This window comes from Arthrobacter sp. NicSoilB4, assembly GCF_019977335.1.
In the GTDB taxonomy this organism is placed as follows: domain Bacteria; phylum Actinomycetota; class Actinomycetes; order Actinomycetales; family Micrococcaceae; genus Arthrobacter.
In genome coordinates, this window is record NZ_AP024653.1 from 3,737,524 (window position 1) to 3,761,274 (window position 23,751).

21 protein-coding genes and 1 pseudogene are annotated in these 23,751 nt (G+C 67.7%); 7 read left to right on the top strand and 15 right to left on the bottom strand.

Annotation, left to right across the window (positions count from 1 at the left end; genetic code table 11):
- Window positions 1-297: 297 nt before the first annotated feature.
- The 3 genes from rpsN to rpmB are packed head-to-tail and all read right to left on the bottom strand — an operon-like array spanning window position 298 to window position 1,011.
- On the bottom strand, window positions 298-603 hold the full coding sequence (gene rpsN, locus LDO13_RS17130) for a 30S ribosomal protein S14 (protein WP_026266887.1): 306 nt from the start codon (window positions 601-603) through the stop codon (window positions 298-300).
- Window positions 604-607: 4 nt separating this feature from the next.
- Complete coding sequence (gene rpmG, locus LDO13_RS17135; RefSeq protein ID WP_011693743.1) at window positions 608-775, bottom strand: 50S ribosomal protein L33; 168 nt, start codon at window positions 773-775, stop codon at window positions 608-610.
- Window positions 775-1,011 carry a 50S ribosomal protein L28 gene (rpmB, locus tag LDO13_RS17140; protein ID WP_011693744.1) on the bottom strand — a complete coding sequence of 79 codons (237 nt, stop codon included), beginning with the start codon at window positions 1,009-1,011 and terminating at the stop codon, window positions 775-777. Before rpmB ends, rpmG begins: the two co-directional genes overlap by 1 nt.
- Before the next feature lie 480 nt (window positions 1,012-1,491).
- On the opposite strand from rpmB, the gene LDO13_RS17145 reads away from it, so the two are divergent.
- The 3 genes from LDO13_RS17145 to LDO13_RS17155 all read left to right on the top strand — a co-directional run bounded on the left by LDO13_RS17145 (window position 1,492) and on the right by LDO13_RS17155 (window position 4,278).
- Window positions 1,492-2,928: a ferredoxin reductase family protein gene (locus LDO13_RS17145; RefSeq protein WP_224047867.1), complete on the top strand. Its 1,437-nt coding sequence runs from the start codon at window positions 1,492-1,494 to the stop codon at window positions 2,926-2,928.
- On the top strand, window positions 2,925-3,446 hold the full coding sequence (locus tag LDO13_RS17150) for an FMN-binding protein (protein ID WP_224047868.1): 522 nt from the start codon (window positions 2,925-2,927) through the stop codon (window positions 3,444-3,446). The genes LDO13_RS17145 and LDO13_RS17150 overlap by 4 nt, the downstream gene beginning before the upstream one ends.
- Before the next feature lie 73 nt (window positions 3,447-3,519).
- On the top strand, window positions 3,520-4,278 hold the full coding sequence (locus tag LDO13_RS17155) for an FAD:protein FMN transferase (protein ID WP_224049824.1): 759 nt from the start codon (window positions 3,520-3,522) through the stop codon (window positions 4,276-4,278).
- Here the strand turns inward: LDO13_RS17155 and LDO13_RS17160 are convergent.
- From LDO13_RS17160 to LDO13_RS17170, 3 genes are all read right to left on the bottom strand, one after another.
- Complete coding sequence (locus LDO13_RS17160; protein WP_224047869.1) at window positions 4,275-5,036, bottom strand: SGNH/GDSL hydrolase family protein; 762 nt, start codon at window positions 5,034-5,036, stop codon at window positions 4,275-4,277. The genes LDO13_RS17155 and LDO13_RS17160 overlap by 4 nt on opposite strands.
- Before the next feature lie 76 nt (window positions 5,037-5,112).
- Complete coding sequence (gene glsA, locus LDO13_RS17165; RefSeq protein ID WP_224047870.1) at window positions 5,113-6,930, bottom strand: glutaminase A; 1,818 nt, start codon at window positions 6,928-6,930, stop codon at window positions 5,113-5,115.
- Between the two features lie 73 nt (window positions 6,931-7,003).
- Window positions 7,004-7,492, bottom strand: coding sequence for a MarR family transcriptional regulator (locus LDO13_RS17170; RefSeq protein ID WP_224047871.1), 489 nt, complete (start codon window positions 7,490-7,492; stop codon window positions 7,004-7,006).
- 102 nt (window positions 7,493-7,594) lie between these two features.
- On the opposite strand from LDO13_RS17170, the gene LDO13_RS17175 reads away from it, so the two are divergent.
- Window positions 7,595-7,882 carry a YciI family protein gene (locus LDO13_RS17175; protein WP_224047872.1) on the top strand — a complete coding sequence of 96 codons (288 nt, stop codon included), beginning with the start codon at window positions 7,595-7,597 and terminating at the stop codon, window positions 7,880-7,882.
- A gap of 36 nt (window positions 7,883-7,918) precedes the next feature.
- Here the strand turns inward: LDO13_RS17175 and LDO13_RS17180 are convergent, their stop codons facing one another.
- The 9 genes and pseudogenes from LDO13_RS17180 to LDO13_RS17220 all read right to left on the bottom strand — a co-directional run bounded on the left by LDO13_RS17180 (window position 7,919) and on the right by LDO13_RS17220 (window position 20,489).
- Window positions 7,919-8,755 (bottom strand): SGNH/GDSL hydrolase family protein, encoded by an 837-nt coding sequence (locus LDO13_RS17180; protein ID WP_224047873.1) that lies wholly within the window; start codon window positions 8,753-8,755, stop codon window positions 7,919-7,921.
- A gap of 368 nt (window positions 8,756-9,123) precedes the next feature.
- Complete coding sequence (locus tag LDO13_RS17185) at window positions 9,124-10,134, bottom strand: siderophore-interacting protein (protein ID WP_224049825.1); 1,011 nt, start codon at window positions 10,132-10,134, stop codon at window positions 9,124-9,126.
- A 65-nt stretch (window positions 10,135-10,199) separates the two neighbouring features.
- On the bottom strand, window positions 10,200-11,036 hold the full coding sequence (locus LDO13_RS17190; RefSeq protein WP_224047874.1) for an ABC transporter ATP-binding protein: 837 nt from the start codon (window positions 11,034-11,036) through the stop codon (window positions 10,200-10,202).
- A 1-nt stretch (window position 11,037) separates the two neighbouring features.
- Window positions 11,038-12,069 carry an iron ABC transporter permease gene (locus LDO13_RS17195; protein ID WP_346347040.1) on the bottom strand — a complete coding sequence of 344 codons (1,032 nt, stop codon included), beginning with the start codon at window positions 12,067-12,069 and terminating at the stop codon, window positions 11,038-11,040.
- Between the two features lie 71 nt (window positions 12,070-12,140).
- Window positions 12,141-13,214 (bottom strand): iron chelate uptake ABC transporter family permease subunit, encoded by a 1,074-nt coding sequence (locus tag LDO13_RS17200; RefSeq protein ID WP_224047875.1) that lies wholly within the window; start codon window positions 13,212-13,214, stop codon window positions 12,141-12,143.
- Window positions 13,215-13,224: 10 nt separating this feature from the next.
- On the bottom strand, window positions 13,225-14,316 hold the full coding sequence (locus LDO13_RS17205) for an iron-siderophore ABC transporter substrate-binding protein (RefSeq protein WP_224047876.1): 1,092 nt from the start codon (window positions 14,314-14,316) through the stop codon (window positions 13,225-13,227).
- A 226-nt stretch (window positions 14,317-14,542) separates the two neighbouring features.
- Window positions 14,543-18,013: an ATP-binding protein gene (locus tag LDO13_RS17210; RefSeq protein ID WP_224047877.1), complete on the bottom strand. Its 3,471-nt coding sequence runs from the start codon at window positions 18,011-18,013 to the stop codon at window positions 14,543-14,545.
- Window positions 18,014-18,261: 248 nt separating this feature from the next.
- Window positions 18,262-19,038 (bottom strand): annotated as a pseudogene (locus LDO13_RS17215) (DUF4194 domain-containing protein); the annotation flags it as partial.
- A 2-nt stretch (window positions 19,039-19,040) separates the two neighbouring features.
- Window positions 19,041-20,489, bottom strand: coding sequence for a DUF3375 family protein (locus tag LDO13_RS17220; RefSeq protein ID WP_224047878.1), 1,449 nt, complete (start codon window positions 20,487-20,489; stop codon window positions 19,041-19,043).
- 152 nt (window positions 20,490-20,641) lie between these two features.
- Between LDO13_RS17220 and LDO13_RS17225 the strand changes: the two genes are divergently transcribed.
- The 3 genes from LDO13_RS17225 (at window position 20,642) to LDO13_RS17235 (ending at window position 23,655) form a co-directional block, all read left to right on the top strand.
- Window positions 20,642-21,052 (top strand): hypothetical protein, encoded by a 411-nt coding sequence (locus LDO13_RS17225; RefSeq protein ID WP_224047879.1) that lies wholly within the window; start codon window positions 20,642-20,644, stop codon window positions 21,050-21,052.
- Window positions 21,053-21,239: 187 nt separating this feature from the next.
- A complete protein-coding gene (locus LDO13_RS17230) occupies window positions 21,240-21,578 on the top strand; it encodes a hypothetical protein (protein WP_224047880.1) in 339 nt (112 codons plus the stop codon).
- A gap of 64 nt (window positions 21,579-21,642) precedes the next feature.
- Window positions 21,643-23,655, top strand: coding sequence for an acyl-CoA dehydrogenase family protein (locus LDO13_RS17235; RefSeq protein WP_224047881.1), 2,013 nt, complete (start codon window positions 21,643-21,645; stop codon window positions 23,653-23,655).
- Window positions 23,656-23,751: the final 96 nt, after the last annotated feature.

Genomic DNA, 23,751 nt, shown 5'->3' on the forward strand with positions numbered 1-23,751 from the left:
GGCGGCGACTCGAACAACAATACACGCCACCAGCACCCCACACAAATCCACCCCCACACCCCACCCCACACCCCCAAAAACCCCGCCACCACACCGAAACCAGCACCCAACCACACCTCCCCCCGGCCAAAACAAGGACACCGGGCTTGTGTGCGGTGCGTCACCTGTCCGGACCGCACACCTGCCGCCCCGCAACAACAGGCCCGGCGGCCCGCCGTCGGACGTTAAACGCAAGAAGGGCCGGCAACCAATTGGTCGCCGGCCCTTCCTCAAGCCACTGGCTTCAGGGGTACTGAATTACCAGGAAGACTTCGTGATGCCCGGGAGCTCACCGCGGTGAGCCATGTCGCGGAAGCGAACACGGGAGATGCCGAACTTCTGGAAGGTACCGCGCGGGCGGCCATCGATGATGTCGCGGTTACGCAGACGTACCGGTGAGGCGTTGCGGGGCAGCTTCTGCAGGCCGAGGCGAGCGGCTTCGCGAACTTCGTCGGTCGAGTTGGGGTCAACCAGAGCCTTCTTCAGTTCGAGGCGCTTTGCAGCGTAACGCTCGACGATGACTTTACGCTGTTCGTTCTTAGCGATCATTGACTTCTTAGCCATGTGTTTAGCGCTCCTCTCGGAATTCGACGTGCTTGCGGATGCGGGGGTCGTACTTCTTCAGGACCATACGGTCCGGGTCGTTACGACGGTTCTTGCGCGTCACGTAGGTGTAACCCGTGCCCGCGGTCGACTTGAGCTTGATGATCGGACGTACGTCCTTGTCCTTAGCCATTAGAGCTTCACTCCTCGTGCCAGGATGGCGGCTACGACTACGTCGATGCCACGCACGTCGATGGTCTTGATGCCACGTGCAGAGACCTGCAGGGTGACATTACGGCGCAGGGACGGAACCCAGTAGCGCTTCTTCTGGATGTTCGGGTCGAACCGGCGCTTGTTGCGTCGGTGCGAGTGCGAAATGCTGTGTCCAAAGCCCGGCTCGGCTCCGGTCACCTGGCAGTGTGCTGCCATGACGACTCTCCTCAAAAATAAATGAAACGGTTGCGGAGTTCCCGCGTAACCGTGCGACAGGCGGCGTCCGCATCCAGCACCCACAGGTTTCGGTAGTTCCGCAGTATGCAGGCAGACGGCGTAAACCGACTGCCTTCAACACTGCGGCGAAGATTGTGGGCCACGGTCACCGGGCGGCGGAACCTTTCGGAAGGCCACTGCGAAGTACCGGGATGCCGGGCGAATACAGGAGTGCACGCAACTTGAGCCCCTAACTACCGGCCCGCGGGACTGTCGATACCGCAGACAAATCCCGCCAACCGGAGCAATTGCACACGCTCCGCGCCACCTAGCGCCTACCAAGTCTACGAGCTTGACGAATTAAAGGCCAATCCGGTATTCGGCGGTGTATAAGGGGCGCCACCTGGTCCGGAGCGAAGTCACATCGGCACCCTAGCGGTTTCACAGCCAATTGATAGGCGCCGGGCGCACCGTGGAGTCATGAAATCCTCACTCCAGCGGGCTGCGCCGGCCACGCCAAGCCGGGCTCCCGTGGAGCGGTTCCGCCGCCAGTCCCGGAGGCGCTTGCTCCGGGCTGATCTGCTGACCGTGATGGCGTGGGCGTCGGTGTCCTTTGCCGTCGCCCTGTGGCTGGCCGACGGCGGCGCTACCGGATTCTCGACGCCGGCCGGTTCCTTCACGGCCCTGGGGATCGTTGCCGGACTTGCCGGCATGGACCTGTTGCTGCTGATGCTGCTGCTCGTGGCACGCACTCCGCTGATCGACGGCGCTGTCGGGCACGACCGGGCCCTCGAATTTCACCGGAAACTCGGCAAACCGTCGCTTTACCTGCTGCTCGCGCACGGCATCCTGATCGCGATCGGCTACGGCCTGGCCGAGGGGCTCGATCCGGTCAGTGAACTCGTGGCACTCTGGGCCCTGGTCCCTGATATGTGGCTCGCCGTCGTGTCCATCGGGTTGTTCATCGCCGTCGTGGTCACCTCCGTGGTGACGGTCCGGCGCCGGCTGCCGTACGAGTTCTGGTACGTCGTCCACCTGTTGACCTATGCGGCGGTGCTGACCGCGATCCCGCACCAGTTCAGCGTCGGCGGTCTCTTCGCCGAAGGCACCTGGCAGCGCTGGTACTGGCTCGCGATCTGCATCGCCACCGGCGCTGCCCTCGCCCACTACCGCGTGCTGGAGCCGCTGGTAGCCACTGTCCGGCACCAGCTGATTGTGAGCCGCGTCGTCACGGAGGCCCCCGGCGTCGTCAGCATTGAACTCACCGGCCGCCACCTCGACGAACTGGCGGGCAGCGGCGGCCGGTTTTTCATCTGGAGATTCCTCGCCCCGGGGATGTGGTGGCATCCGCACCCGTTCAGCCTCTCCGCCGAACCCGTATTGTTCGATTCCTCCGGCCGGGGCCTGCTGCGGATCACCGTGCGCAATCTCGGCCGGGGCTCGGCGCAGCTGGCACGGGTGAAAACTGGGACCAGGGTCGCCATCGAGGGACCCTACGGACTCTTCAGCACGGCGGCCCGCAGCCGGAACCGCGTGGTGATGATCGGAGCGGGCATCGGCATCACCCCGCTCCGCGCCCTGCTGGAGCGCACCCCCTTCGAACCGGGCAACGCAACCGTGATCCTCCGCGGCCACAGCGAGGAGGAACTCTATCTGGGGGACGACGTCCTGGAGCTTTGCCGCCGCCGCGGCGCCACCCTGTTCCACCTCACCGGCCCCCGGACCACAGGCGAACACAGCTGGCTGCCGGAATCGGCCGTTCATTCAGGGCACCGGCTGGCCAGCTACGCCCCGGAGATCGCCGACTCCGACGTCTACATCTGCGGTCCGGACGCCTGGGCACGCAGCGTGATCAGTGCAGCCCGCGGGGCCGGTGCCCGCGAAGAACAACTCCACTACGAAAGGTTCGACTGGTGAGAATACGAGCAGCGGTTTCAGCAGCACTTGCCTCCGCCGGGATCCTTCTGGCCGGCTGGCAGTCCGGCGCCCACGTCGCAGAGACCGGGAGCACGGCGGCGGCCACGTCAGCCGCCACTTCGTCCGGCTCGTCGACCGGGGCGGGAGGGAGCAGCACCAGCGGATCTTCCGGTTCCGGTTCCGCCAGCGGATCCTCTGGCTTCTCGGGAACGACCGGCAGCTCAGGGGCCGCGGCGCAGGCCGCCGGAACCTTCGCCGGCAGCGCGGTCCAGACCCGTTTCGGCGCCGTGCAGGTGCAGATCACCGTGAAAGCCGGTGTGATCACGGATGTCACCGCGCTGCAGCTGACCGACGATGACCGCAAGTCCGTGCAGATCAGCAACCGGGCCGCGCCGCTGCTGCGTGCCGCTGTCCTCAAAGCCCAGTCCGCCCAGGTGCAGACGATCAGCGGCGCCACAGTCACCAGTGCCGCCTACCTAACTTCTCTTCAGGGCGCCCTCGATGCAGCCAACCTTTAGGCCTTCGCCCGCCGAGCACCCGGCCCGCAGCGCCCCCGGCCTCCCGGCCCTGAAAAGCAGGACGTTCCAGTGCATGGGGACCGTCATCAGCCTCGCCCTGCCGGCCGGCGAAGCGTCGCTGGACGAGGGCCAGCGACTGGAAGGTGCCACGGACGCCGTCGAACGTGTGTTTGCCGGCCTGGACGCGATGTTCAGCCTCTACCGTCCCGATTCCGAAGCGAGCCGGCTGGCCAGGGGCGAGGTCACGCTCCGGGAGGCCTCGGCGCCCTTCCGCGCCCGCTTTGCGGACGCCACCGCGTGGGGGCTCCTGACCGAGGGGTTCTTCACCCCCGAGCGGCCCGACGGCGTGCTGGACCTCTCCGGAATCATCAAGGGTTACGCGATCGACCAGGCAGCGACGGCACTGCAGGACATCGGCGTCGAGGACTGGTGCCTGAACGCCGGGGGCGACGTGCTGGTGAGCGGTTCGCCGGCACCGGGAACCGGGTCCCCGTGGCTGGCCGGCGTTGTGGACCCGCATGATCGCGGGGCGCTGCTCTCGGGTTTCCCCTTGGGTGGCACGGGCCGCTTCGCCGCCCTGGCGACGTCCGGGACCGCGGAGCGCGGTGACCACATTTGGCGGGCCGGAGTGGGGCGCACGGAATTCCGCCGCTCCGAGTTCCGCCAGGCGTCGGTGGCAGCCCTGGACATCGTCACCGCGGACGTGCTGGCGACGGCCATCGTCGCGGGCGGGAGGCCCATGCTGAACTGGGCCACGGACAGCTGGGACATCGAAGTGCTTGCCATCCTGGGCAGCGGGGAACTGCTCGCGACGCCGGGGTTCCGAGCCTAGAGGTGCGTGAGCCGGGGGTAACGCGGCGTCAGGCCGTCCCCGGACGACTTCCCCGTGACCCGACGGACCACCCACGGCCCGGCGAACTCGCGGACCCAGCGGGCGTTGGCGCGGAGTGCCTCGGCGCGGCCGAGCTCCGGTACAGGGGTCATGGGCGGGACGTCGATCGAGTGGTCGTGCTCCAGGACGGTGAGGACGCGCTTGGCCATGTTGGCATGGCCCGCGGGAGACATGTGCATCCGGTCGGTCGCCCACATCCCCCAGTCGTAGTATTCGCTGAAACGCCAGTAGTCCACTAGGAGGGCGCCGTGGTCACCGGCGATTCCGCGGACCAGTTCGTTGTAGATGGCGGTGCGGCCGCGCGTCGTGCCGAAGATCTTCGAGCCGCGGGAGTCGAAACCGGTGAACATCACAATGGTTGCGCCGGTGGCCTTGAGCTTGCGGATCCCGGCGTCGTAGTCCACCAGCAGGTCATCGATGTCGACCTTGGGCCGGAGGATGTCGTTGGCCCCGGCGTAAATGCTTACGACGGTGGGTTTCAGTGCGACGGCGGCATCGACCTGTTCGGCCAGGATCTGGCGGATTTTCCGGCCGCGGATGGCGAGGTTCGCGTACCCGAAGCCCGGATCGGCCGCGCCAAGCTGCTCGGCCACCCTGTCAGCCCAGCCCCGGACGCCGTTGGGGCGGGTGGGGTCGTCGTCGCCGACGCCTTCCGTGAAGGAGTCTCCAAGGGCTACATAACGGGACGTGAAATCCATGGTTCCAGTCTGCCAGCAGTTGCCCCAAGCAAACAAAGCGGGGTCAATCAACGCAGGGCAACAAAGTGGCCGACCGCTACTCGCGGATCCGCACCGCCGATTCACGCAGGTACTGCTCCACCCGGGTGTAAGCGTCCCGGGTCAGGGCCTTCCAGAGCGCGATGGCAAGGCGCGGCTTGGTGCTTTCCAGCTCGGCAATGGCCTCCGCGCTGAGCACCATGAGCTCCACCGGCCCGACGGCCCGGACCGTGGTTTCCTGCCGGCTGCCGCTGCCCAGGGCCAGCTCGCCAAACGTCATCCCGGCGCTGAGGGTATTGAGCTGGACCCGCTCCGTACTCGGCCCCGGGGAGGTGCTGCTGACCTTGCCGGAGGTGATGAAGTAGACCCCGCCGAACCGCAGCCCGACCCGTCGGATGACGTCGCCGTCGTCGAATGACTTTGGGGTCATGAGGGCTTCCAGCGCGGCGGCGTCCGCCGCGTCCAGTGGCGACAGGGCGGGCGACGCGGTGACGGGCACGTGGTCCGGCAGCAGCAGCCGGATCCCGTAGCGTTCCAGCAGGCGGTTTTCGCAGTATTCGACGGCGGCGTTCCGGCTCGAGAAGGACGCCACCGGACGCTGCGCGGACGGCCCCAGGGCTTCCGAGACGGACCCGTCCGCCTCGATCAGCACGAGCTCCCGGCCGGCGGCGGAGAGCCCCTCCCGCGCCGATTCCAGCATGCGCAGGGCAACCTCGCTCACCTGGTCGGTGCGGCGCAGGTCCAGGACCACCAGTTCGACGTCGTCCTCCAGGCTGCTGAGCTCCCGGACCATGGACTCGGTTCCGGCGAAGAGCAGGTCGCCGTTGAGCTCGATCACGCGGGCACGGTGGCCGTGGCCGCGGAGGACGTCCGCGGCCTCGTCATTGCGGCGGATGCCCGAGGGTGTCTCGGTCACGTCGTATGCGGCGAGGATCGCGGACCTGCCAGTACGGGCGGCGCGGACGAAATGCAGTTCCATGTCCCGGGAGAGGCGCTGGGCGGCGGCGAGGCCGCGGACGCTGCTGCCGTGCTCATCCAGCGGCGGCGAATAGACGGCCAGGCCCACCTGACCGGGCAGCACTGCGATGATCCCGCCGGCCACACCGCTCTTTCCCGGCATGCCCACGCTGCTGATCCAGGCACCGGCGTCGTCGTACATGCCGGACGTCATCATGACGGACAGCACGCGCTCCACCGGGCCGATCCCCAGCACCTGCCTGCCGCTGAGCGGATTCCGGCCGCCGTTGGCGAGCGTGGCGGCCATGATCGACAGGTCGAAGCAGTTCACGAGGACGGAGCACTGGCGGAAGTAGTCCTCCAGGACCGGCGCCGGGTCATCTTCAATGATGTTAAACGAGCGCAGCAGGTACGCGAGCGCCGTGTTGCGGTGCCCGTGCTTGAGTTCGGACTCGAAGACGCTCTCGCTGACCGAGAGCTGACGGCCCGCAAAAGCGGAGTACGTGCTGAGGATCCGCTTGAAACCGGACTGCCCGCCGGACCCGCTGATCAGTGAGGTGGCAGTGAGGGCGCCCGCGTTGATCATCGCATTGGCGGGCCGGCCTGTTCCTTCGGCCAGGGAGATTTCGTTGAAGGAATCCCCGGACGGTTCGACGTCCACTTTGGCGTCGACTGCCTCGTTGCCGAGGTCCTCGAGGGCCAGCCCGTAAGTAAAGGGCTTGGAGATGGACTGGATGGTGAATTCCTCGCGGGTGTCCCCGATTTCGTAGACCTTGCCGTCCACGGTGGCGAGGGCGATGCCGAAGTTCTCCGGGTCCACGTTGGCCATGGCCGGGATGGTGCTGTAGGGCTTGCCGTCCTTGAGCTGGGCGATCTCGGCGTGGATCTGGCGGAGGTAGCTGTCGATCGGCGATTCCATAGGGCCAACACTAGGCGACGCCCTGGTGGGCGGGACGGTGGGCGGGACCGTGGGCGGGGCGTTGGGGCGGCCCCTAGGACTGCTTGTTTTCCCGCAGGATCCAGTGGTCCTTGTCCAGGCGGCCCACGATCTTCTCGCCGATCCGGGCGAGGTCGGCGACGTCGTCCTCGCTCAGTGCGTCGAGGAACAGCGAGCGGACGGCCTCGACGTGGCCCGGAGCGAGCTCCACAATGGTCTCCATCCCGGCGTCAGTGAGATGCGCCGTCGTGACGCGGGCGTCCCCCGGGTGCGGACGGCGCTCCACCCAGCCGCGGGTCTGCAGCTTGGTGACCACATGGGAGAGCCTCGACAGGGAGGCGCTGGTGCGCGCAGCCAGTTCACTCATGGGCAAAAACCGGCCGTCGGCCTCGGAGAGCATCGCCAAGACGTTGTAGTCGAAGAGGGAGAGCTTGCGCGCGTGGTGCAGCTGCGTGTCCAAGGCTGCCGGAAGGAGAGTGTTGATGCTTACCTGGGCCAGCCAGGCCCGGCGTTCGTCGGCATTCAGCCAGCGCGTTTCAGTCATGGATACAGTCTAGGAGACTTGAAGATTGACGGTTCAACTTCGCGGTATTCCGTGACAAAAATTTCCCGTCTGTGCCCTGAGGGCAGGCGGTAGGCTGACCGTATGTATGTAGTCTCCTTGACCTACAAGGTCCCCGAAGAGATCGTTGACTTCCATCTCCCGGCGCACGTCACGTGGCTGCAGGATGCCTTCGACCAGGGCATCTTCCTGGTCGCAGGGCGGAAGATCCCCCGCACTGGGGCGCTGCTGCTGTCCAACGCCGAGCGCGGCGCCCTGGATGCCTCGCTGGCCAAGGATCCGTTCTACGTCAACGGAGTGGCCGAATTCGACGTCGAGGAGTTCCACGCGAGCAGGGTGGCCCCGGGCTACGAAAACCTGCTGGACAGCTGAGCCCGCCTCCGGCGGAAACGAGCGGAAGCGCACAGTTCAGGCCGCGGGGATCTTGGCGGTCAGCTTCTTCAGTCCGGCCTTCGGGGGGACCCTGACCGGCTCCGGCCAACGCGGGCTGAGCTCGTCCCCCAGTGTGACGCCCCTCAGCTTGCGCCCGAAGAGCGGCACCACCCAGTCATGGACCCAGCGCCGCTGCCGGCGTTCCCAGTCGCGGAGGCCCAGTTTCGCCGGCGGCTCCCAGTCCCTGGGCTTCACCTTGTGCGGAACCCCGAGCTGGTCCAGGACCTGGCCGGCGAGATACTTGTGGCCTGCCTTGGACATGTGCAGACGGTCTGTATCCCACATCCGCGGATCGTAGAAGGCGTCGAAGCACCAGTAATCCACCAGCACGGCCTCATACCTCGCCGCGATCTCGCGGACGCGCTGGTTGTAGACGGCGTTCCGCCTCTTGAGGGGTTCCAGCAGCGCCGAGACCCGGACGTCGAAACCCGTGAACAGCACCACCGTGGCCCCGCTGGCGGCCAGCCTGGCGACGAGGAACTCGTAGTCCTTCATCAAGGCGTGGATGTCGGTCCCGATATCCAGGACGTCGTTCCCGCCGGCGTACAAGGTGACCAGTGTCGGTTCCATGGCCAGCGCAGGTTCCAGCTGTTCCGCGATGACGTGCCGCAGCCTCTTGCTCCGTATCGCGAGGTTGGCATACTCCCACCCCGGATCCGCCCTGGCCAACCGCTCCGCCACCCGGTCCGCCCAGCCCCGAACCCCATTGGGCAGCCGCGCACTGTAGTCCCCCACCCCCTCGGTGAAGGAGTCCCCCAGGGCAACATAGACCCGCCGCCCATGAGCGCCCGGGGCAAGAAGATTCTCAGCCATGGCCCCACGGTATCCAGCACACCCGGCCAACAAGGAACAGCGGGGTAAACGGGAGGAACACAATGCCGAGCGAACCGCACGACTGCCGAGGGAGGCCTCCAGAGAAACAACGCGGGGTCACCTACGGCCCATCCCGGCGGGGATTATGGGCGCTAAATGACCCCGCGTTGCAGGTGACGGAAGCGCACAAGAGGTGAGTTGACCACAAGGCCGCTGCCGGTGCTTTGCGAAGGAGCGCATCGCCGACCAAGGCCGCCCGCGGCCGCGGGAGGTGTCTAAGCGACGGCAAAGCAGCGGTTGCGGCCGAAAGCCCGGCAGGATCTGCTGAAGCGTCGGCGGGAAAACGGCAACTACTGCGGGAGCGTCGCCTAGAGCTCGGCCTTCCCCTGCCGCCAGTACCCCATAAACGCGACCTGCTTCCGGTCAATCCCCACGTCCCGCACCAAGTAACGGCGCATCTCCTTGACCACGCCCGCTTCACCGGCGATCCAGGCGTAGAACGGCATCGCCCCGGCGGGCTTGTCCGGATTCCGGCTGGCGCTGATCGCCGCGGCATCCATCCGGGCCGGGATCTCCCACAGGATGTCGCGGTCCACGTTGACGTCCTCGGGCTCGGGGCCGGCGGCCGGTTCCGGCGTTGAGCGGAGCCCTACCCAGCCCGGGCGCGTGACGGCGGCCCGGACCGCCTCCTGCAGCAGTTCGCCGTGCGGACGCGACCGGCCGATCGCCGCACCGCGCGCAAGCCAGGTGATCTCTATGTCGGCGGCTGTTGTGATGCCCTGGAAGTCGCCGGCCTCCGGGACCTCCAAGATGGCGTGACCGCTCACGTACGGCGGCAGGCTCTCGAGGATGGCGCTGATGGCGGGGACGGCGGTCTCGTCTCCGGCCAGGAGGACCCGCTGGGCCAGGCCCGGACGCCATTCGATCCCCGAGTAGGTTTCGGCCGTGACGCAGTGCGCGGCCCGGTTGTTGGGCCCGATCAGGGTCAGGGTGTCACCCGGTTTGGCGTTCAGGGCCCAGTTGGCCGCCGGCCCGCCGTGGCCGGCGTCGTCAAAATGCAGCACGAAGTCGACGTCGAGTTCCGGGTAGACGGCGTCAAGGCGTTCCTGCCGCACGGTGTAGGTGCGCATGGAGCCGCGGGTCGCGGGATCCATGGCCAGCCATTCGCGGTACCAGCCGGTCTGTTCCATACGGAACTCCGGCAACGGCAGGGCGGTGCCGTCCGCGGCCAGCGACGGAATCATGAGTTTGATGCGCAGGTCCAGGGTGCTGCCGCTGACGCCGAAGTCCCGCAGCGAATAGCCGCCGAAGGTGATCCGCCGGAAGTTGGGGCCGAGCTGCTGGACCGCCGTGACCTGGACTTCGAAGGCCAGGGTCATGGGTTCGGTGGCGGGTGCGGTCCTGAGGGCCGCCGGGGCATGTTCCATTGCGGGGGTCTTGGCAGTCATGGGACCAGCTCCAGGGTTGTGGTGTGCGGGGAATCGGCGTGGTGGCGGCCCAGCGGGATGATCAGGGGCGCGCCGGATACCGGGTCGGGGAGCACCCGGGACTCGAGGCCGAAGACGTCGCGGACCATGTCCTCGGTGACCACGGTGCGGGCGTTTCCTTCGGCCACGATCCGTCCGCCCTTCATGGCGATGATGTGGTCCGCGTACCGGGCCGCGAGGTTGAGGTCGTGCAGGACGATCGCCACGGTGGTGCCGCGCTGCCGGTTGAGGTCTGTGATGAGGTCCAGGACCTCCACCTGGTGGGTGAGGTCCAGATAAGTGGTGGGCTCATCCAGCAGCAGCACTTCGGTTTCCTGGGCCAGGGCCATCGCGATCCACACGCGCTGCCGCTGCCCGCCGGAGAGTTCGTCGACGTTCCGCCCCGCGAGTTCCAGTGTTTCGGTGGCGGCCATCGCCTGCTGCACGGCGCGTTCGTCCTCTTTCGAACCGCCTGCCGGCCGGGACCGGAAGAAGCCCTGGTGCGGGTAGCGGCCGCGGCCCACGAGGTCCCGGACGGTGATGCCGTCCGGCGCGGTGGGGTGCTGCGGGAGGAGGCCCAGGGTGCGGGCCACTTCGCGGGCCGGGCGGCTGTGGAGGTCCCGGCCGTCCAGGGTGACGCTGCCGGCCGCGGGCTTGAGCAGCCGGGCTAGGCCTCGGAGCAGGGTGGATTTTCCGCAGGCGTTGGCGCCGACAATCATGGTCACCTTGCCCTCGGGGATCTCCGTGCTGAGCCCCTCGATCACGGTCCGCTGATCGTATTTCAGCGTCAGCCCTGAGGTCTGAAGGGTTGCCATCTCAGGCGTCCTTTCGGTTGGAAGTGACGAGCAGCCAGAGCAGGAACGGGGCACCAAGGGCGCCGGTGATGACACCGACCGGCAGGACCGTTCCGTCGAGCAGCAGCGGTGCGATATTGGCAGCGATGTAGTCGGCGCTCAGGACGATCAGCACGCCGGTCAGGGCCGACGCCGGCAGGCTTGCCTTGCGGACGAACCGGCGCGCAATCGGACCAGCGAGGAACGCGACGAACGCCACCGGCCCGGCTGCCGCCGTCGCCGCCGCGGCGAGTCCGACGGCGGTGATCACGATCGCCAGCCGCGCCGCGCCCACCCGGACGCCGAGGCCCGCGGCGGTGTCGTCGCCGAGTTCGAGGATGCGCAGCGGTCCCGCGAGGAGTACGACGGCGGGCACCAGCACCAGCAGTGCGGTGCCGAGGACCCCGGCCCGGTCCCAGTTTGCAGAGTTGAGCGAGCCGTTGAGCCAGACCAGGACGTCGGCGGCCGTGCGGATGTCCGTCCTCGTCAGCAGGAAGCTGACCACGGCGTGGAGGGCCGCCGCGACGCCCACGCCGGCCAGGATCAGCCGGCTGCCCGCGGCGTCGCCGCGTTGCCCGCCGGACCCAAGGGATCCGCTGCGGGAGATGGCGTAGATGAGGGTGGCCACGCCCAGCGCGCCGGCGAAGGCCGCACCCGAAACGACGGCGCCGGTGGCGCCGAAGACGACGATTGCCGTCACCGCCGCGGCGCTGGCACCGTAGCTGATGCCGATGACATCGGGGCTGGCCAGGGGATTGCGGAGCATGGTCTGGAACAGTGCGCCGGACAGCCCGAACGCGGCGCCGATCAGCGTTCCCACGACGGCCCGCGGCAGCTTGTGCTCCATCACAATGAAGCTGGCGCCCGGGATCCTCTCTCCGCCGGTAAGGTGCGCGCCCAGGATCCGGAAGAAGTCGGGGATGGTGACGGTGTAGCTGCCTAGGAGCACGCTCGCGGCGAAGACCGCCACGACGGCGAGGGCCAGGACGCCGGTCCGCCAGTGTTGCACTATCAGTTTTGGTCGCTCAGCAACGGTTTTGGCGACCGTAAGTGATAGGTCAACGGGGGTTTTGGCTTCGGCGAGTGTCACAGCCCGGCCCCCTTGCCGCGCCGGACCAGCCAGACGAACACCGGGGCCCCGATGAGCGCAGTCATGATCCCGGCGGGGACTTCGCCCGGAAGCAGGATGACCCGGCCGATCACGTCGGCGGCCAGCAGCAGGGCCGGGGCCAGGATCAGCGAGAACGGGAGGATCCAGCGGTAGTCGGGACCGGTCAGGAAGCGGACGGCGTGCGGAATGATGAGGCCCACGAAGCCGATCGGCCCGGCCAGCGCCGTGGCGGATCCGCAGAGCAGGACGATTCCCAGGGCGGTGATGCCGCGGGCGGCCCCCACACGCTGTCCCAGGCCGCGCGCGGCGTCGTCGCCGAGGGCCAGATTGTTGAGGATCCGGCCGGTGGCGAGCAATGTCGCGGCTCCCAGCAGCAGGAACGGCAGGGCCGGGAGGATCACGGACCAGTCCCGGCCGGCGATTCCGCCCACCTGCCAGAACCGAAAGCGGTCCAGGGTGTCTCGGCTGGACACCAGGATGACGTTCATCAGCGAAAAGAGTCCAGCGCTCAGGGCGGCGCCCGCGAGGGCGAGCTTCACCGGCGTCGCCCCGTCCCGGCCGAGCGACGCGATCAGGTAGACGAGCACGGCGGCGGCCGCGGCGCCGATGAACGCGAACCAGATATAGCCAGTCAGCGAGGACACACCGAACACGTAGATTCCGGTGACGACAGCCAGCGCGGCCCCGGCGTTGATGCCGATGATGCCCGGGTCCGCGAGGGGGTTGCGCGCCACGCCCTGCATGGCCGCACCGGCGAGCCCGAGGGCGCCGCCGGCCAGCAGGCCAAGGCCGGTGCGCGGGATCCGGGCATGGACCACGGCGTGGTCGCCGTTGGCCGGATCGAACCCGGTCAGCGCCTGCCAGACGGTTTCCAGGGCCAGGCCCCGGGCGCCGACCGCGAGCGACGACGCTGTCACGAGCGCAAGGACGACGACGGCGGCCAGCAGCCACAGCGCACGGCGGCCCCGGGCAGGTGTGGCCGAAGCCGTGGCGGGCTTCGGGGCGGGCCGGGCGGCTGCGGGGGCCGCCGTCGTCGTAAGTGGGCTCATGGCGAGGTGGCTACTTCGCTGCCTTGTCCACTGCCGCGGCGAGGTTCGGCAGGAAGGTGTCCAGGGACCACGGCAGGCTCAGCGGCGAGGACGCGGAGATGGACAGCGTGAGGGTGTTGTCCGTGTCCGCGACGAGCGCGCGGTTCTTGACCGCAGGGATCTGCGCCATCAGCGGGTCGGCCTGGACGGCTGCGGCTGCGGCTGCGTCGGCGACCCAGGTCACGAAGATGTCCGAGTCGAGTTCGTTGGCCTTCTCGGCGGACCACGGGATGTAGAACTCCTTGGAGCCATTGGAGTTCTGGTCCACCACGGGAGCCTGTGTCATGCCGATGGAGCTGAGGAACCGGGGGCGGTTGTCATTGCCCGTGTACAGGCTGATCTTCTCGGTGGCGGCGGGGTCCAGGTTGCCGTAGATAAAGCTCTTGCCGGCCAGTTGCGGATACTTCGCGGCCTTGTCCCGGATGGTGGCCTCGGTGGCGGCGACCAGCTTGGTGGCTTCGGCTTCCTTGCCGAGGGCCTTGCCGATGATGGTGGTGGAATCCTGCCAGGAGGTTCCGTACGCCACCTCGGGGTGGGCCACGACGGGGGCGATTTCGCTGAGCTTCTTGTAGTCCTCTTCGGTCAGGCCGGAGTAGGCGCCGAGGATAACGTCGGGGTTGAGCTTGGCGATTTCGGTGAAGTTGACGCCGTCGGCCTCGGAGAACTGGACCGGGGCCTTGTCGGAACCGAATCCGGCACCGAGCTTTTCGAGGGCGGCGTCCTTCCACGGGGTGGAGCCCTGGTCATTGCCGCCCCATTCGTTCTTCGGGACGCCAACCGGAACCACGCCAAGGGCAATCGCCACATCGTCATTGACCCAGGAAACCGTGACGACCCGCTTCGGCTGTTCCTTCACGGTCGTCTCGCCAAACGCGTGCTTGATGGTCACCGGGAAAGCGGAACTGGCCGACTGGCTGGGGGCATCTGCCGCGGTCGAGTTTGTCGGGCCGGTGGAGCAGCCTGTCAGCGAGAGGGCGACGGCGGCCAGGACGGCAGCCGCCTGTCCAGTGGCGCGAAGGAAGCGGCGTCTGGGCAGGGCGCGGCTCGGGGCGGGGAGAGGCATGGGATTCCTTAGGTCAATGATGCGAACCTAAGTAAGGCTAGCCTATCCTTGCCGGAATTAAGCAAACTTTTCGTACCGTAATTGACCCAGATCGTGGTCTTGCCCCGTTGAAACAGCAACGCGGGGTCACTTACGGCCCATCCCGGTGGGGATTTTGGGCTGTAAGTGACCCCGCGTTGCGGTGGGCGGGCAAGGAAGGGCGGGCCGGCAAGCCGCCCGCCTGCGTTCAGCGGAGGACGATGTCCACCGGGTTTGCCTCGGAGCGCCAGGTTCCCTCGGAGCCGGGCCGCGGGCCGATCACGGGGGCGGTGAGCACCCCGGAGCGGTTGGTGCGCTTGTCGCGCAGGATCTCGGTGACGGAGCCGAGGTGCCGGGACAGGTCGATCACGTTCTCCGGCGCGGCCAAGAGCAACTGGAAGCCGAATTCATGAAGAGCCTTGATGCCGGCACCGGCGAATTCCTCCGAGGCCAGGACGAAGGCCTCATCCATCATCACCGTGCCGTACGTGGTGAAGCCCTGCTCGGCGATCCCCAGCTGGTAGCTCAGCGCCGCGGCCATAATGAAGGCCGTGAAGCGCTGCCGCTCGCCGCCGGACATCGAGCCGGTGTCCGCGTGCATAAAGACCTCGGTCTTTCGTGAACCCTTCTTCGAACCCTGCACCTCGCGGTGCTCCTTGCACTGGATGAAGAGGTGGCCGCGGACGTCCAGCACCTCCGCACGCCAGCGCCGGTCCTCCGGAGTCTGCGAACCGAGCCGCTTCACCAGCGTCTCGAGCGACTTGTAACGGTTGGTGAGCTCGGCGTCGTCGTCCGCTTCCGGCCCGGACGCAGAACCGGACGCTGCAGCCGCCGCTTTCCCGGGCCGCGTGTGCCGGACTTTGAGGGCGTTTTGGATGGCGTCCTTGAACTGCTTGGCCGTGGCCGGCAGGGTCGGCTTGATGTCGAGTTCCAGGAAGCTGCCCTCGTGGAAGTTGACCGCGGACAGGATCCCATTGAGCGGCAGGATCCGGCTGGTGATGGAGCGGCGTTCCTCGTCCAGCAGGTGCAGCAGGGTGGAAAAGGATTCGTGCGTGCGCTGGTTGAAGAACTGCCGGAATTCGGCCTCCTGCGCGGGCAGCCCGTCGCTGACGATGGCGTGGTACCGGGCCTCGAACTCCCCTGCGGCGCCGATCGAGGTGCCGTGGTCTGCGGAAATCGACGTTCCCCACTCGCGCACGAAGCCCTCGAAAATGCGGGTGAGCCGCTCCGACGTGGCCTGCCCGCGGGATTCGGCCGTGTGCAGTTCGGCGAGGAGCCGGGTCCGGACCTGGTTGGCGAGGTTGTCCAGCTCGTGCATTTCCGTAATATCGCCGAAGCCGGTGAAGTACGGTTCCAGCGCCGCCACGGTGGCTTCCGACGGCGGCGACTGCTCCAGGCGCGCCCTGGCGGCGTCCAGCAAGGAATCGGCCGTGGTCAGCTGCGAGTCGACGGCCTTGTATTCGCTCTGCAGCACGGCTGCGGCCTCGGTGCTGGACTGGTGCTTGTGCCGGGCCGCCTCGATGCTGGCGCGCAGCGGTTCGAGGTCCGCCTGCGCGGCGAGGGCGTCCTTGAGGCGCTGCTCGATCCGGGCGAGTTCGTCCGCGGCCACCGCGGCCGACACCTGTTCCCAGGGCCGGTGGTCCTCAGCCACGCGGCGCAGGGCCTCAAGCTGACGGCTCATCCCCTGATGTGATTCCTCCCGGCTTTGCGCGAGTTCGGCGGCCTTGGCCAGCTCCTGCTGCAGGTCCTCAACCTGGGCCGCCACGAGCTCCAGTTTGGAGGCGTTATCGAAGCCCAGGACATAGTCCTGCCGGCCGGTGAAACGGTCGTCCTTTTCCACCGTGTGGCGGTTTCGCTTGACGACGCCGCCCAGGCTCAGGCCCTTGTCCAGCCGGGCAAGCTCGTCGGGGTCCTCCACGCACGGGTAGGCGAAATCGACAGCGATCCGTTCGCGGATCCACTCCCCGGCCCCAGCGCTGGGACCCATGGTGAGGATGTCCAGCTTGGTGAGCAGATCGCCGTCGGCCGCGTCCTCCACGGCCAAGGCGCCGCCGGCGAGGGGCTTGGAGGCGTCCACCGCGCGCAGCGAGCCACGGACGGAATGGTCGTTGAGGTAGCGGGTGACGGCGGCGAAGTGCTCGCCGGGGACCAGCAGCGTCGTGGCGAGGCTGCGCAGCGCGCGCTCGGCCGCGGGCCGCCACTGCTCCTGGCCCTCGGCGAGGTCGATCAGCTCGCCGCCGAACGGCATCTGCTCCTCGGGGACGCCCGTGGCCGCAGAGATGGCGCTGCGGTTCTCGATGCTCGACGGCGGCAGCAGGGACTTGCGGGTCTTGAGCGAAACCAGCTCCTGCTGGGCCGCTGCAAGCTCTCGTTTCCTGGTCGCGTGGCCGTCGAACGCCTCGAAGCGCAGCTCCTTGAGCGCCTCCGAGTCGTCCTTCAGCTCAGCCGAGCGGGCGGCCGCGTGCTCGTGCGCCTGCTCCCAGCCCGCCGCTGTCCACTCAAGTTCCAGGCCGGCGTCCGAGAGTGCCTTGCGCGCCGATTCCTCCACCTGCTGGCGGAGCTTGAGCCCCACCCGGGCGTTCTCGAGCGACTGCTCGATCGCGGAGATGGCGTTGCCGCCCTGGTTGTTGTAGTCCGCCTCGAGCTGGCGGAGGTCCTTGGCCAGGCCGTCCCGGATGCCGCGCTCGGCGCCGAGTTCCTTGGCCTTCGCCTGGGCCAGGTCCTTGAACCGGGCCAGCGTTTTCTCGTGGACGGTGACGGCCAGCTGCTGCCGGTACGCCTCGAATTCCTCCCCGGCCAGCTCCCGGAACCGGTTCGCGTCGAGCAGGGACTGGGCATAGTCCTTGTTCAGCCCGGGTACCGGTGCCAGCTGGTCGCGCTGCTGCCGGACATCCTCCAGGCGCTGCCGGATGGACATCAGGTTGCTGAATTCCTCGACGACGTCGTCCGCCGCCGTGAGCGTGGCGGGCGCGTCCAGGACCTGGTCGCGGAAAAAGTTGTTGACGCTTCCGCCGAGGCCCTTGCCGGCCTGGATGACGCGCAGCAGCGGCAGTGCCTGGTCCGAGTTGATGCCGAGCAGTCGCCGGAAGCGTTCGGCGAAAGCCTTGTGCACGTCGAAGATCTGGGCGTCCGGGAAGATCGCGTCCAGCGCCGACTTGGTGAAGCGCTTCTCCGCGATGCCCTCGATCGCCGCGAGATCCAGCGGCTTGTTGTCGATGAGGTAGTACCGTCCGACGCTGGACTCCGTGCCGTTCTTGGGCAGGTCGAACAGTGCCGACACCGTCACCCGGGTGCCCGCGGCGTTGTCGAACGTCAGGGCGACGGCGGACCACGTCGCCCCGGGCCGCTGGAAGGCACTGGCCGAGCCCTCGCCGACGGCCTTGTCCCCCACCTTGCCGCGCATGTACGTGAACGTGGTGCGCTTGTCCTCGACTGCGCCGCCGGCGCGCTGGGCCGCAGCCTCGTTGGACCGCGGCCTGGCATCGAAGACCCGGAGCATCGCGTCGAACAGTGTGGACTTGCCGACGCCGGAATTGCCCGTCAGCAGGGTGCCGTTGCGGTCCACGTGCATCGTGTGGGCGCCGTGGAAGGTGCCCCAGTTGACGACCTGGACGAGGGCAAGGCGCATCTGGCCCGGGTTGGTGAGCTCGCCCATGGGCAGCATGGTCGCGATGCTCACTTGGTTGCTCCGTTCGTGGTTGCGTTCGACGACGACGGCGATGCCGCCCCCGCCCCTTCGCCGCGCAGCTGATCTTCGATCAGCTCAGCGCGCGGCTCCGACAGGCCCGATGCCACTCCCGGGGCGGCATCGCCGTCGTCGTCTTCGTTTGTCAGGTCGCCTTGGGCGACCGTTTCGGCATCCGGGTCGTCGTCCGGGTCGCCTTCAGCCGCGGCATCAGCTTCGTCCTCCGTGTCGTCGTCTGCGGAAGCTGCCGCGTCGCCGTCGAGCTCCAGCAGCGGCTCCGTGCCGGACTGGTCGGTGGAGGCGGCTACCAGGGCTTCGATCTGGCCGGGGATGTCTCCGATGTTTTCGAAGGGGAGGGCCAGGGGGAGGGCGTTGGAGATGGTGTAGACCTCGTCCAGGCCTGTGGTGAGGAGGAGTTGGCGGGCCAGGAGTTTGGTGATGGCGCGGTTGACGACGTCGGAATCGCGGAGGGCGTCCTGTTGGCCGGAGGGCTGGTAGTGGGCCACCAGTTCGGCGATCTCCTCGCGCGTGATCGTGGGGTCCGTCTGCGCTGTGACATGGCGGTCCAGGAGCAGGCGCAGGCGGAGCAGCACGATGGTTTCGACCCGGCTCAAGGCACGCTGCTGGCGCAGGATGCTGGAGCGGGTACTGCCGCCGACGGCCTCGGGGTCCACGGGCCGCAGCACGGCCACCTTGCGTTCGTGGTCCAGCTGCAGCGTCAGGAAGAGCTCGGAGAGGCGGCTGCGCAGGATCAGCTGGTTGTCCAGCAGCGTGGTCCAGAGCTTTTCGTCCCGGCCGCCGTCGATATACGGGCCCTTAAGGAGTTTCACGAGGGCCTGGCGGACCTTCATCGGAAGCACTCCGGTGTCGCCCGGGAACAGGGCAGCGCCGTCGACGAAGGTGTCCCGCGGGGTGACAGAGAAGGGGGCGGCATGGACGTGCCCGGCCTGGCCGGCCTCCGGCTCTGCGTGACCGTCCTCGGTCTCTACGGCCTGCGTGTCGTGGGAAGTTTCAGTCATCTTCAGTCCTTCTTAAGCGTGACGACCGGCAGGTACGCGGTGCGCGTGGAGCCGTCGATCTGTTCGAAGTCGAGAGTGTCCCAGGCGCCGCGGTCGAAGCCGGCCCCCTCGTGCAGGGCGTGGGAGAGCAGGGCGCGGATCGAGTTAATGTGGCGTTCGTCGGCCGGGAGCTGCTCCCAGGCCTCGGCCAGGGTGGACGCGCCGGCAAACGCGCCGCGGATGGCCTCGGGGCTGGCTTTACCGGTCCTCGGCGAGCGCACCCTGTCCGAGTCGGTGAAGGCGATCGGGTCAGCGAGCCTGGGCGGGGCCGCGAACTCGTCCGGGTCGAAGAGCTTGACCATGGCCAGGGACTCGAAGCCGGCGTTGAACAGCACCGGACCGCGGACCAGCCCGGGGCGTTCCCGTTCGTACGGCAGGGACCGGATGGCCTGCTCAGCCTCCCTGAGGACTTTGCGGAGCCGGACGGACTGGCGGAAGTCGTCGCTCTGGACGTAGGTGTTAAGGCTCTCGCTGAGCTTGCCGTAGATCCGCTGGATCTGGCTGTGCTGGGTGCGCAGTTCCGCAACGAGGTTCTTCAGCGTCTCGCGTTCGTCATGGCTGAGGTCATCAGCGAACTGCCGGCTCAGCACTTCGCCGATCGCCGAACGGAAGCGCAACTGCTGCTGCGGGTCCTCCAGGAACGCAGTGAAGGAACGGAAGGTCCTTCCTTCGGGGCTCTGCCGGAGCCGCTTGTCCGCTTCGAGCACCTGGGCCATGGTGGCGCCCTTGCTCAGGGATTCCTCGATGATCTGGTTGCGGAGCTCCCCCACCAGCTCCTCGATCCGGTCGCGCATCTTCTTGTAGTCCGCGGGCAGGCTGGCGGCGAGGTCGAGGATGTTCCCGGCCGCCTCGACGGCCTCCTCGTCGTCGAGCAGGCCATCAAAATCCCCGGAGCTGATGTCCTCGATCAGCTGGCGGCGTTCGCCGATCTCCTCCTCGAGGGACTCCAGCCGGGCGCTCTGGTCCGGATTGGTCTCGTTGGCGAGCTTCTCGACGTCGCCCAGCAGTGTGCCCAACCGCGAGCCGTTGAGGGTGGAGCGTTCGCTGGAGAGGCTGTCGAGGAAGGCGAGGACACGGGCCGCGGGTTCGGTGACTTCGTACACGATCTGGCCGGACTGGTTCCGGCGGGTCAGGAAGTTCTTCCGGGTCCACTCGTCGCCAAACGTCTTCCCGTTGGCCGAGCCGCCCAGCCCCGGATCCTGGCGGCGGAGCTGCTCCAGGAAGGCGTCGACGTCGGCGTGGAACTGTTCCAGCGGAAGCTGCGGCCGGGTCCGGGTAAAGGACGCCTGCAGCACGGCGATCACCCACGGCGCCGAGCGGGTCAATGCCCAGGCGGGCCCCTTGGTGAGGAGTTCGAGGTCCCGCAGCCGGGCGCTGATGGCGTCGGCGGAGGACAGGGCGGAGCGGGACACGCACTCTCCTTCAGCTGCCGTGGGATCCGGATGGGGCAGCGGTACGGAAAAACTGCCAGCTACAAGGTTAACGCAGGCCCCGGTTTGCATTCATCGTTGTGCGCCGCTCTCTTCAGGAGCAGACTGTGAACAGCACGTGAGAGGAGCCAGCGATGGGCAAAAAAGCAGTACTGATCACGGGGATAGCGGCAGCGGCCGCCATCTTGGGCGGCGCAACTGTGGCAGTTGCAGCCAGCACCCAGACCACCGCACTCCGGTTTCCGGATGCCGGCGTTGCCGCGGTAAACCTCGACCGTCCACTCCGGGCGGACACCCCCGAAACACCCGGGCAGGACGACGATTCCAACCTGCCCGCGCTGAACGCCGAGGACCGGGACAAGGCGGGCAATGCCGCCCTCGCCACGGTCGGCCAGGGCACGGTAAGCGAAGTGGAACGCGAGAACGAGGGCGGCTCCGCTTATGAAGTGGAGGTGCGGCTGAACGACGGCACGCAGGTTGAGGTGCAGCTCGGTTCCGACTTCCAGGTCCTGAGCCAGGGCACCCCGGAGCGGGACGACGACTGATCCAAGGCTAAGCCGGCTGCAACGGGCGGGCCGTGAGGTTTCCGCAACCGGTCCGTGACCTACGCCCCGGTAGGATTTCGATCCCGTATCAAGAGCCGCGGCACGGGCTCCCGACTCTGGCTAGCGCCCTTCCCCCACCCTACGCTCGGGCTACTGATTCAGCCGAAGCAATGGTGCAGGAGGAAGAATGCAGTTCGACCTAAGCGCAGTGGAAACAGGAACGCTGGTGTTCATCGGAACCCTGGTGTTTGCCCTGGTACTGACAGTCTTCATGATGACGGCGTCGTTCGCGGCCCTGGTGCTGGTGGGCGTCGGCCGGCTCGCCTGGATCATCGTGGCAAACATCCTGCTGCGGCTGGTCCACGGCATTAACCACGCCTGGGACCGGCTGGTCCACCACGCCTCCACGGTGGAGCTTCCGGGTGACTTCGCCGGGGACTTTGTCGGGGATATCGCGGCCGAAATTATGGGCCAAACGGCCCCTAGTACGGGCACCTACCCGCGGGTAGTATTGCGGGACAGCTGAAGGGTCCTCCACCCACGGCGGATCCAGGGCTCGAGCCGGTAACCCCGGTTAGAGGAGATGCCCGATGAGCTCCGCCGTTGAGAATCCAGCCACTGACAATCCAGCCGACAGCCCGGCCGCCGGGGCCCCGGTCCCGCCCGGGACGCTGGGCCCCGATGCAACCGCAGCGGACGCGCGGGCCATCGCCGAAGCCGCCCGCGAGACCAGCTGGGACCGGCCCAGCTTCGCCAAGGGCCTCTACCTCGGCAGCTTTGACCTCAGCCTGATCCACCCCTGGCCGGAAGCCCCGGCGGACGACGTCGAACGCGGGGAAGCGTTCATGGCCCGCCTGACCGACTACTGCCGCACCATGTCCGGTCGCACCATAGAGCGCGAAGCCCGGATCCCCGACGAGTACCTCCGGGGGCTGGCCGAGCTGGGGGTCTTCGGCATGAAGATCCCCCGCGACTACGGCGGACTGGGACTCTCGCTGGTGTACTACGGACGGGCGCTGGCAATGCTGTGCTCCGTACACCCCAGCCTCGGCGCCCTGCTCTCCGCGCACCAGTCCATCGGCGTTCCCGAGCCCGTCAAGGTCTTCGGAACCCCCGCGCAGAAGCAGGAATACCTGCCGCGCTGCGCCGCCGGCGCCATCACCGCGTTCCTGCTGACCGAACCCGACGTCGGCAGCGACCCCGCCCGGATGGGCAGCACCGCCGTCCCCTCGGACGACGGCGGGTCCTACGTCCTGGACGGCGTGAAGCTCTGGACCACCAACGGCGTGATCGCCGAGCTTGTGGTGATCATGGCCGTGGTCCCCTCCCACACCGACGCCGACGGCACGGTGCACAAGGGAGGCATCAGCGCCTTCGTCGTAGAAATGGACTCCCCCGGCATTACGGTGGAAAACCGCAACGCCTTCATGGGCCTGCGCGGCATCGAGAACGGCGTCACCCGCTTCCACCAGGTGAGGGTGCCCGCGGCCAACCGGCTGGGACGGGAGGGACAGGGCCTGAAAATCGCCCTCACTACCCTCAACACCGGCCGGCTCGCGCTGCCGGCGCTCTGCGTCGCCTCCGGGAGATGGAGCCTGAAGATCGCCCGGGAATGGTCAAATGCCCGCACCCAGTGGGGCCGGCCGGTGGGCCGGCACGAGGCCGTAGGCAAGAAAATTGCGTTCATTGCGGCCAGCGCCTTCGCCCTCGACGCCGTCTTCGAACTGACCGCCGAAACGGCCGACGCCGGGCAGAAAGACGTCCGGATCGAGGCGGCCCTGGCCAAGCTGTGGTCCACCGAGATCACCTGCCGGATCGCCGACGAGCTCGTGCAGATCCGCGGCGGCCGCGGCTTCGAAACAGCGGACTCGCTGGAGGCCCGCGGCGAGCGCGCGGTGCCGGCTGAGCAGCAGCTCCGTGACCTCCGGATCAACCGGATTTTCGAGGGGTCCTCGGAAATCATGAAACTGCTGATCGCCAGGGAAGCTGTGGACGCGCACCTCGCCGCGGCCGGCGCCCTCGCCTCCGAAGATTCCAGCCTGTCCGACAAGGCCAAGGCCGCGGTCGGCGCATCCGGCTTCTATGCGAAGTGGCTTCCGAAGCTCGTCGCCGGCGCCGGTATGGACCCGCGTTCCTACAGCGACTTCGGCCGGCTCGCCAGGCAGCTCCGCTTCGTTGAGCGCTCCTCCCGGCGGCTGGCCCGGCAGACGTTTTACGGGATGGGCCGCTGGCAGGCGAAGCTCGAGCACAAACAGGCGTTCCTGGGCCGGATCGTGGACATCGGGGCAGAACTCTTTGCCATGGCCGCCTGCTGCTCCCGGGCCGAAATGCTGCTGCGGACCGATCCGGAGAAGGGGGCCTCCGCGTACGAACTTGCCGAGGCGTACTGCGAGCAGGCGCGCGTGCGGGTGGAGGAGTACTTCGACCAGCTGTGGAGGAACACCGACGACGGCGACCACGTGCTCGCCCGCAATGTCCTGGCCGGCGACTACGAGTGGCTCGAGGCCGGCGTACTGGACCAGTCCGAAGGCACCGGACCCTGGATTGCCGATGCCAGTCCCCGAGCCTCGGTCAAGGAGAACCTGCACCGGAAGTACCGCTGATCCGGCAGCCGCCCCGGGGGCGCGCCACTCAGAATAGATAGTAAGCATCCTTGCTACCTCCTGCTGCCCGTGATTAGCTGAACATGAGACCTGCAC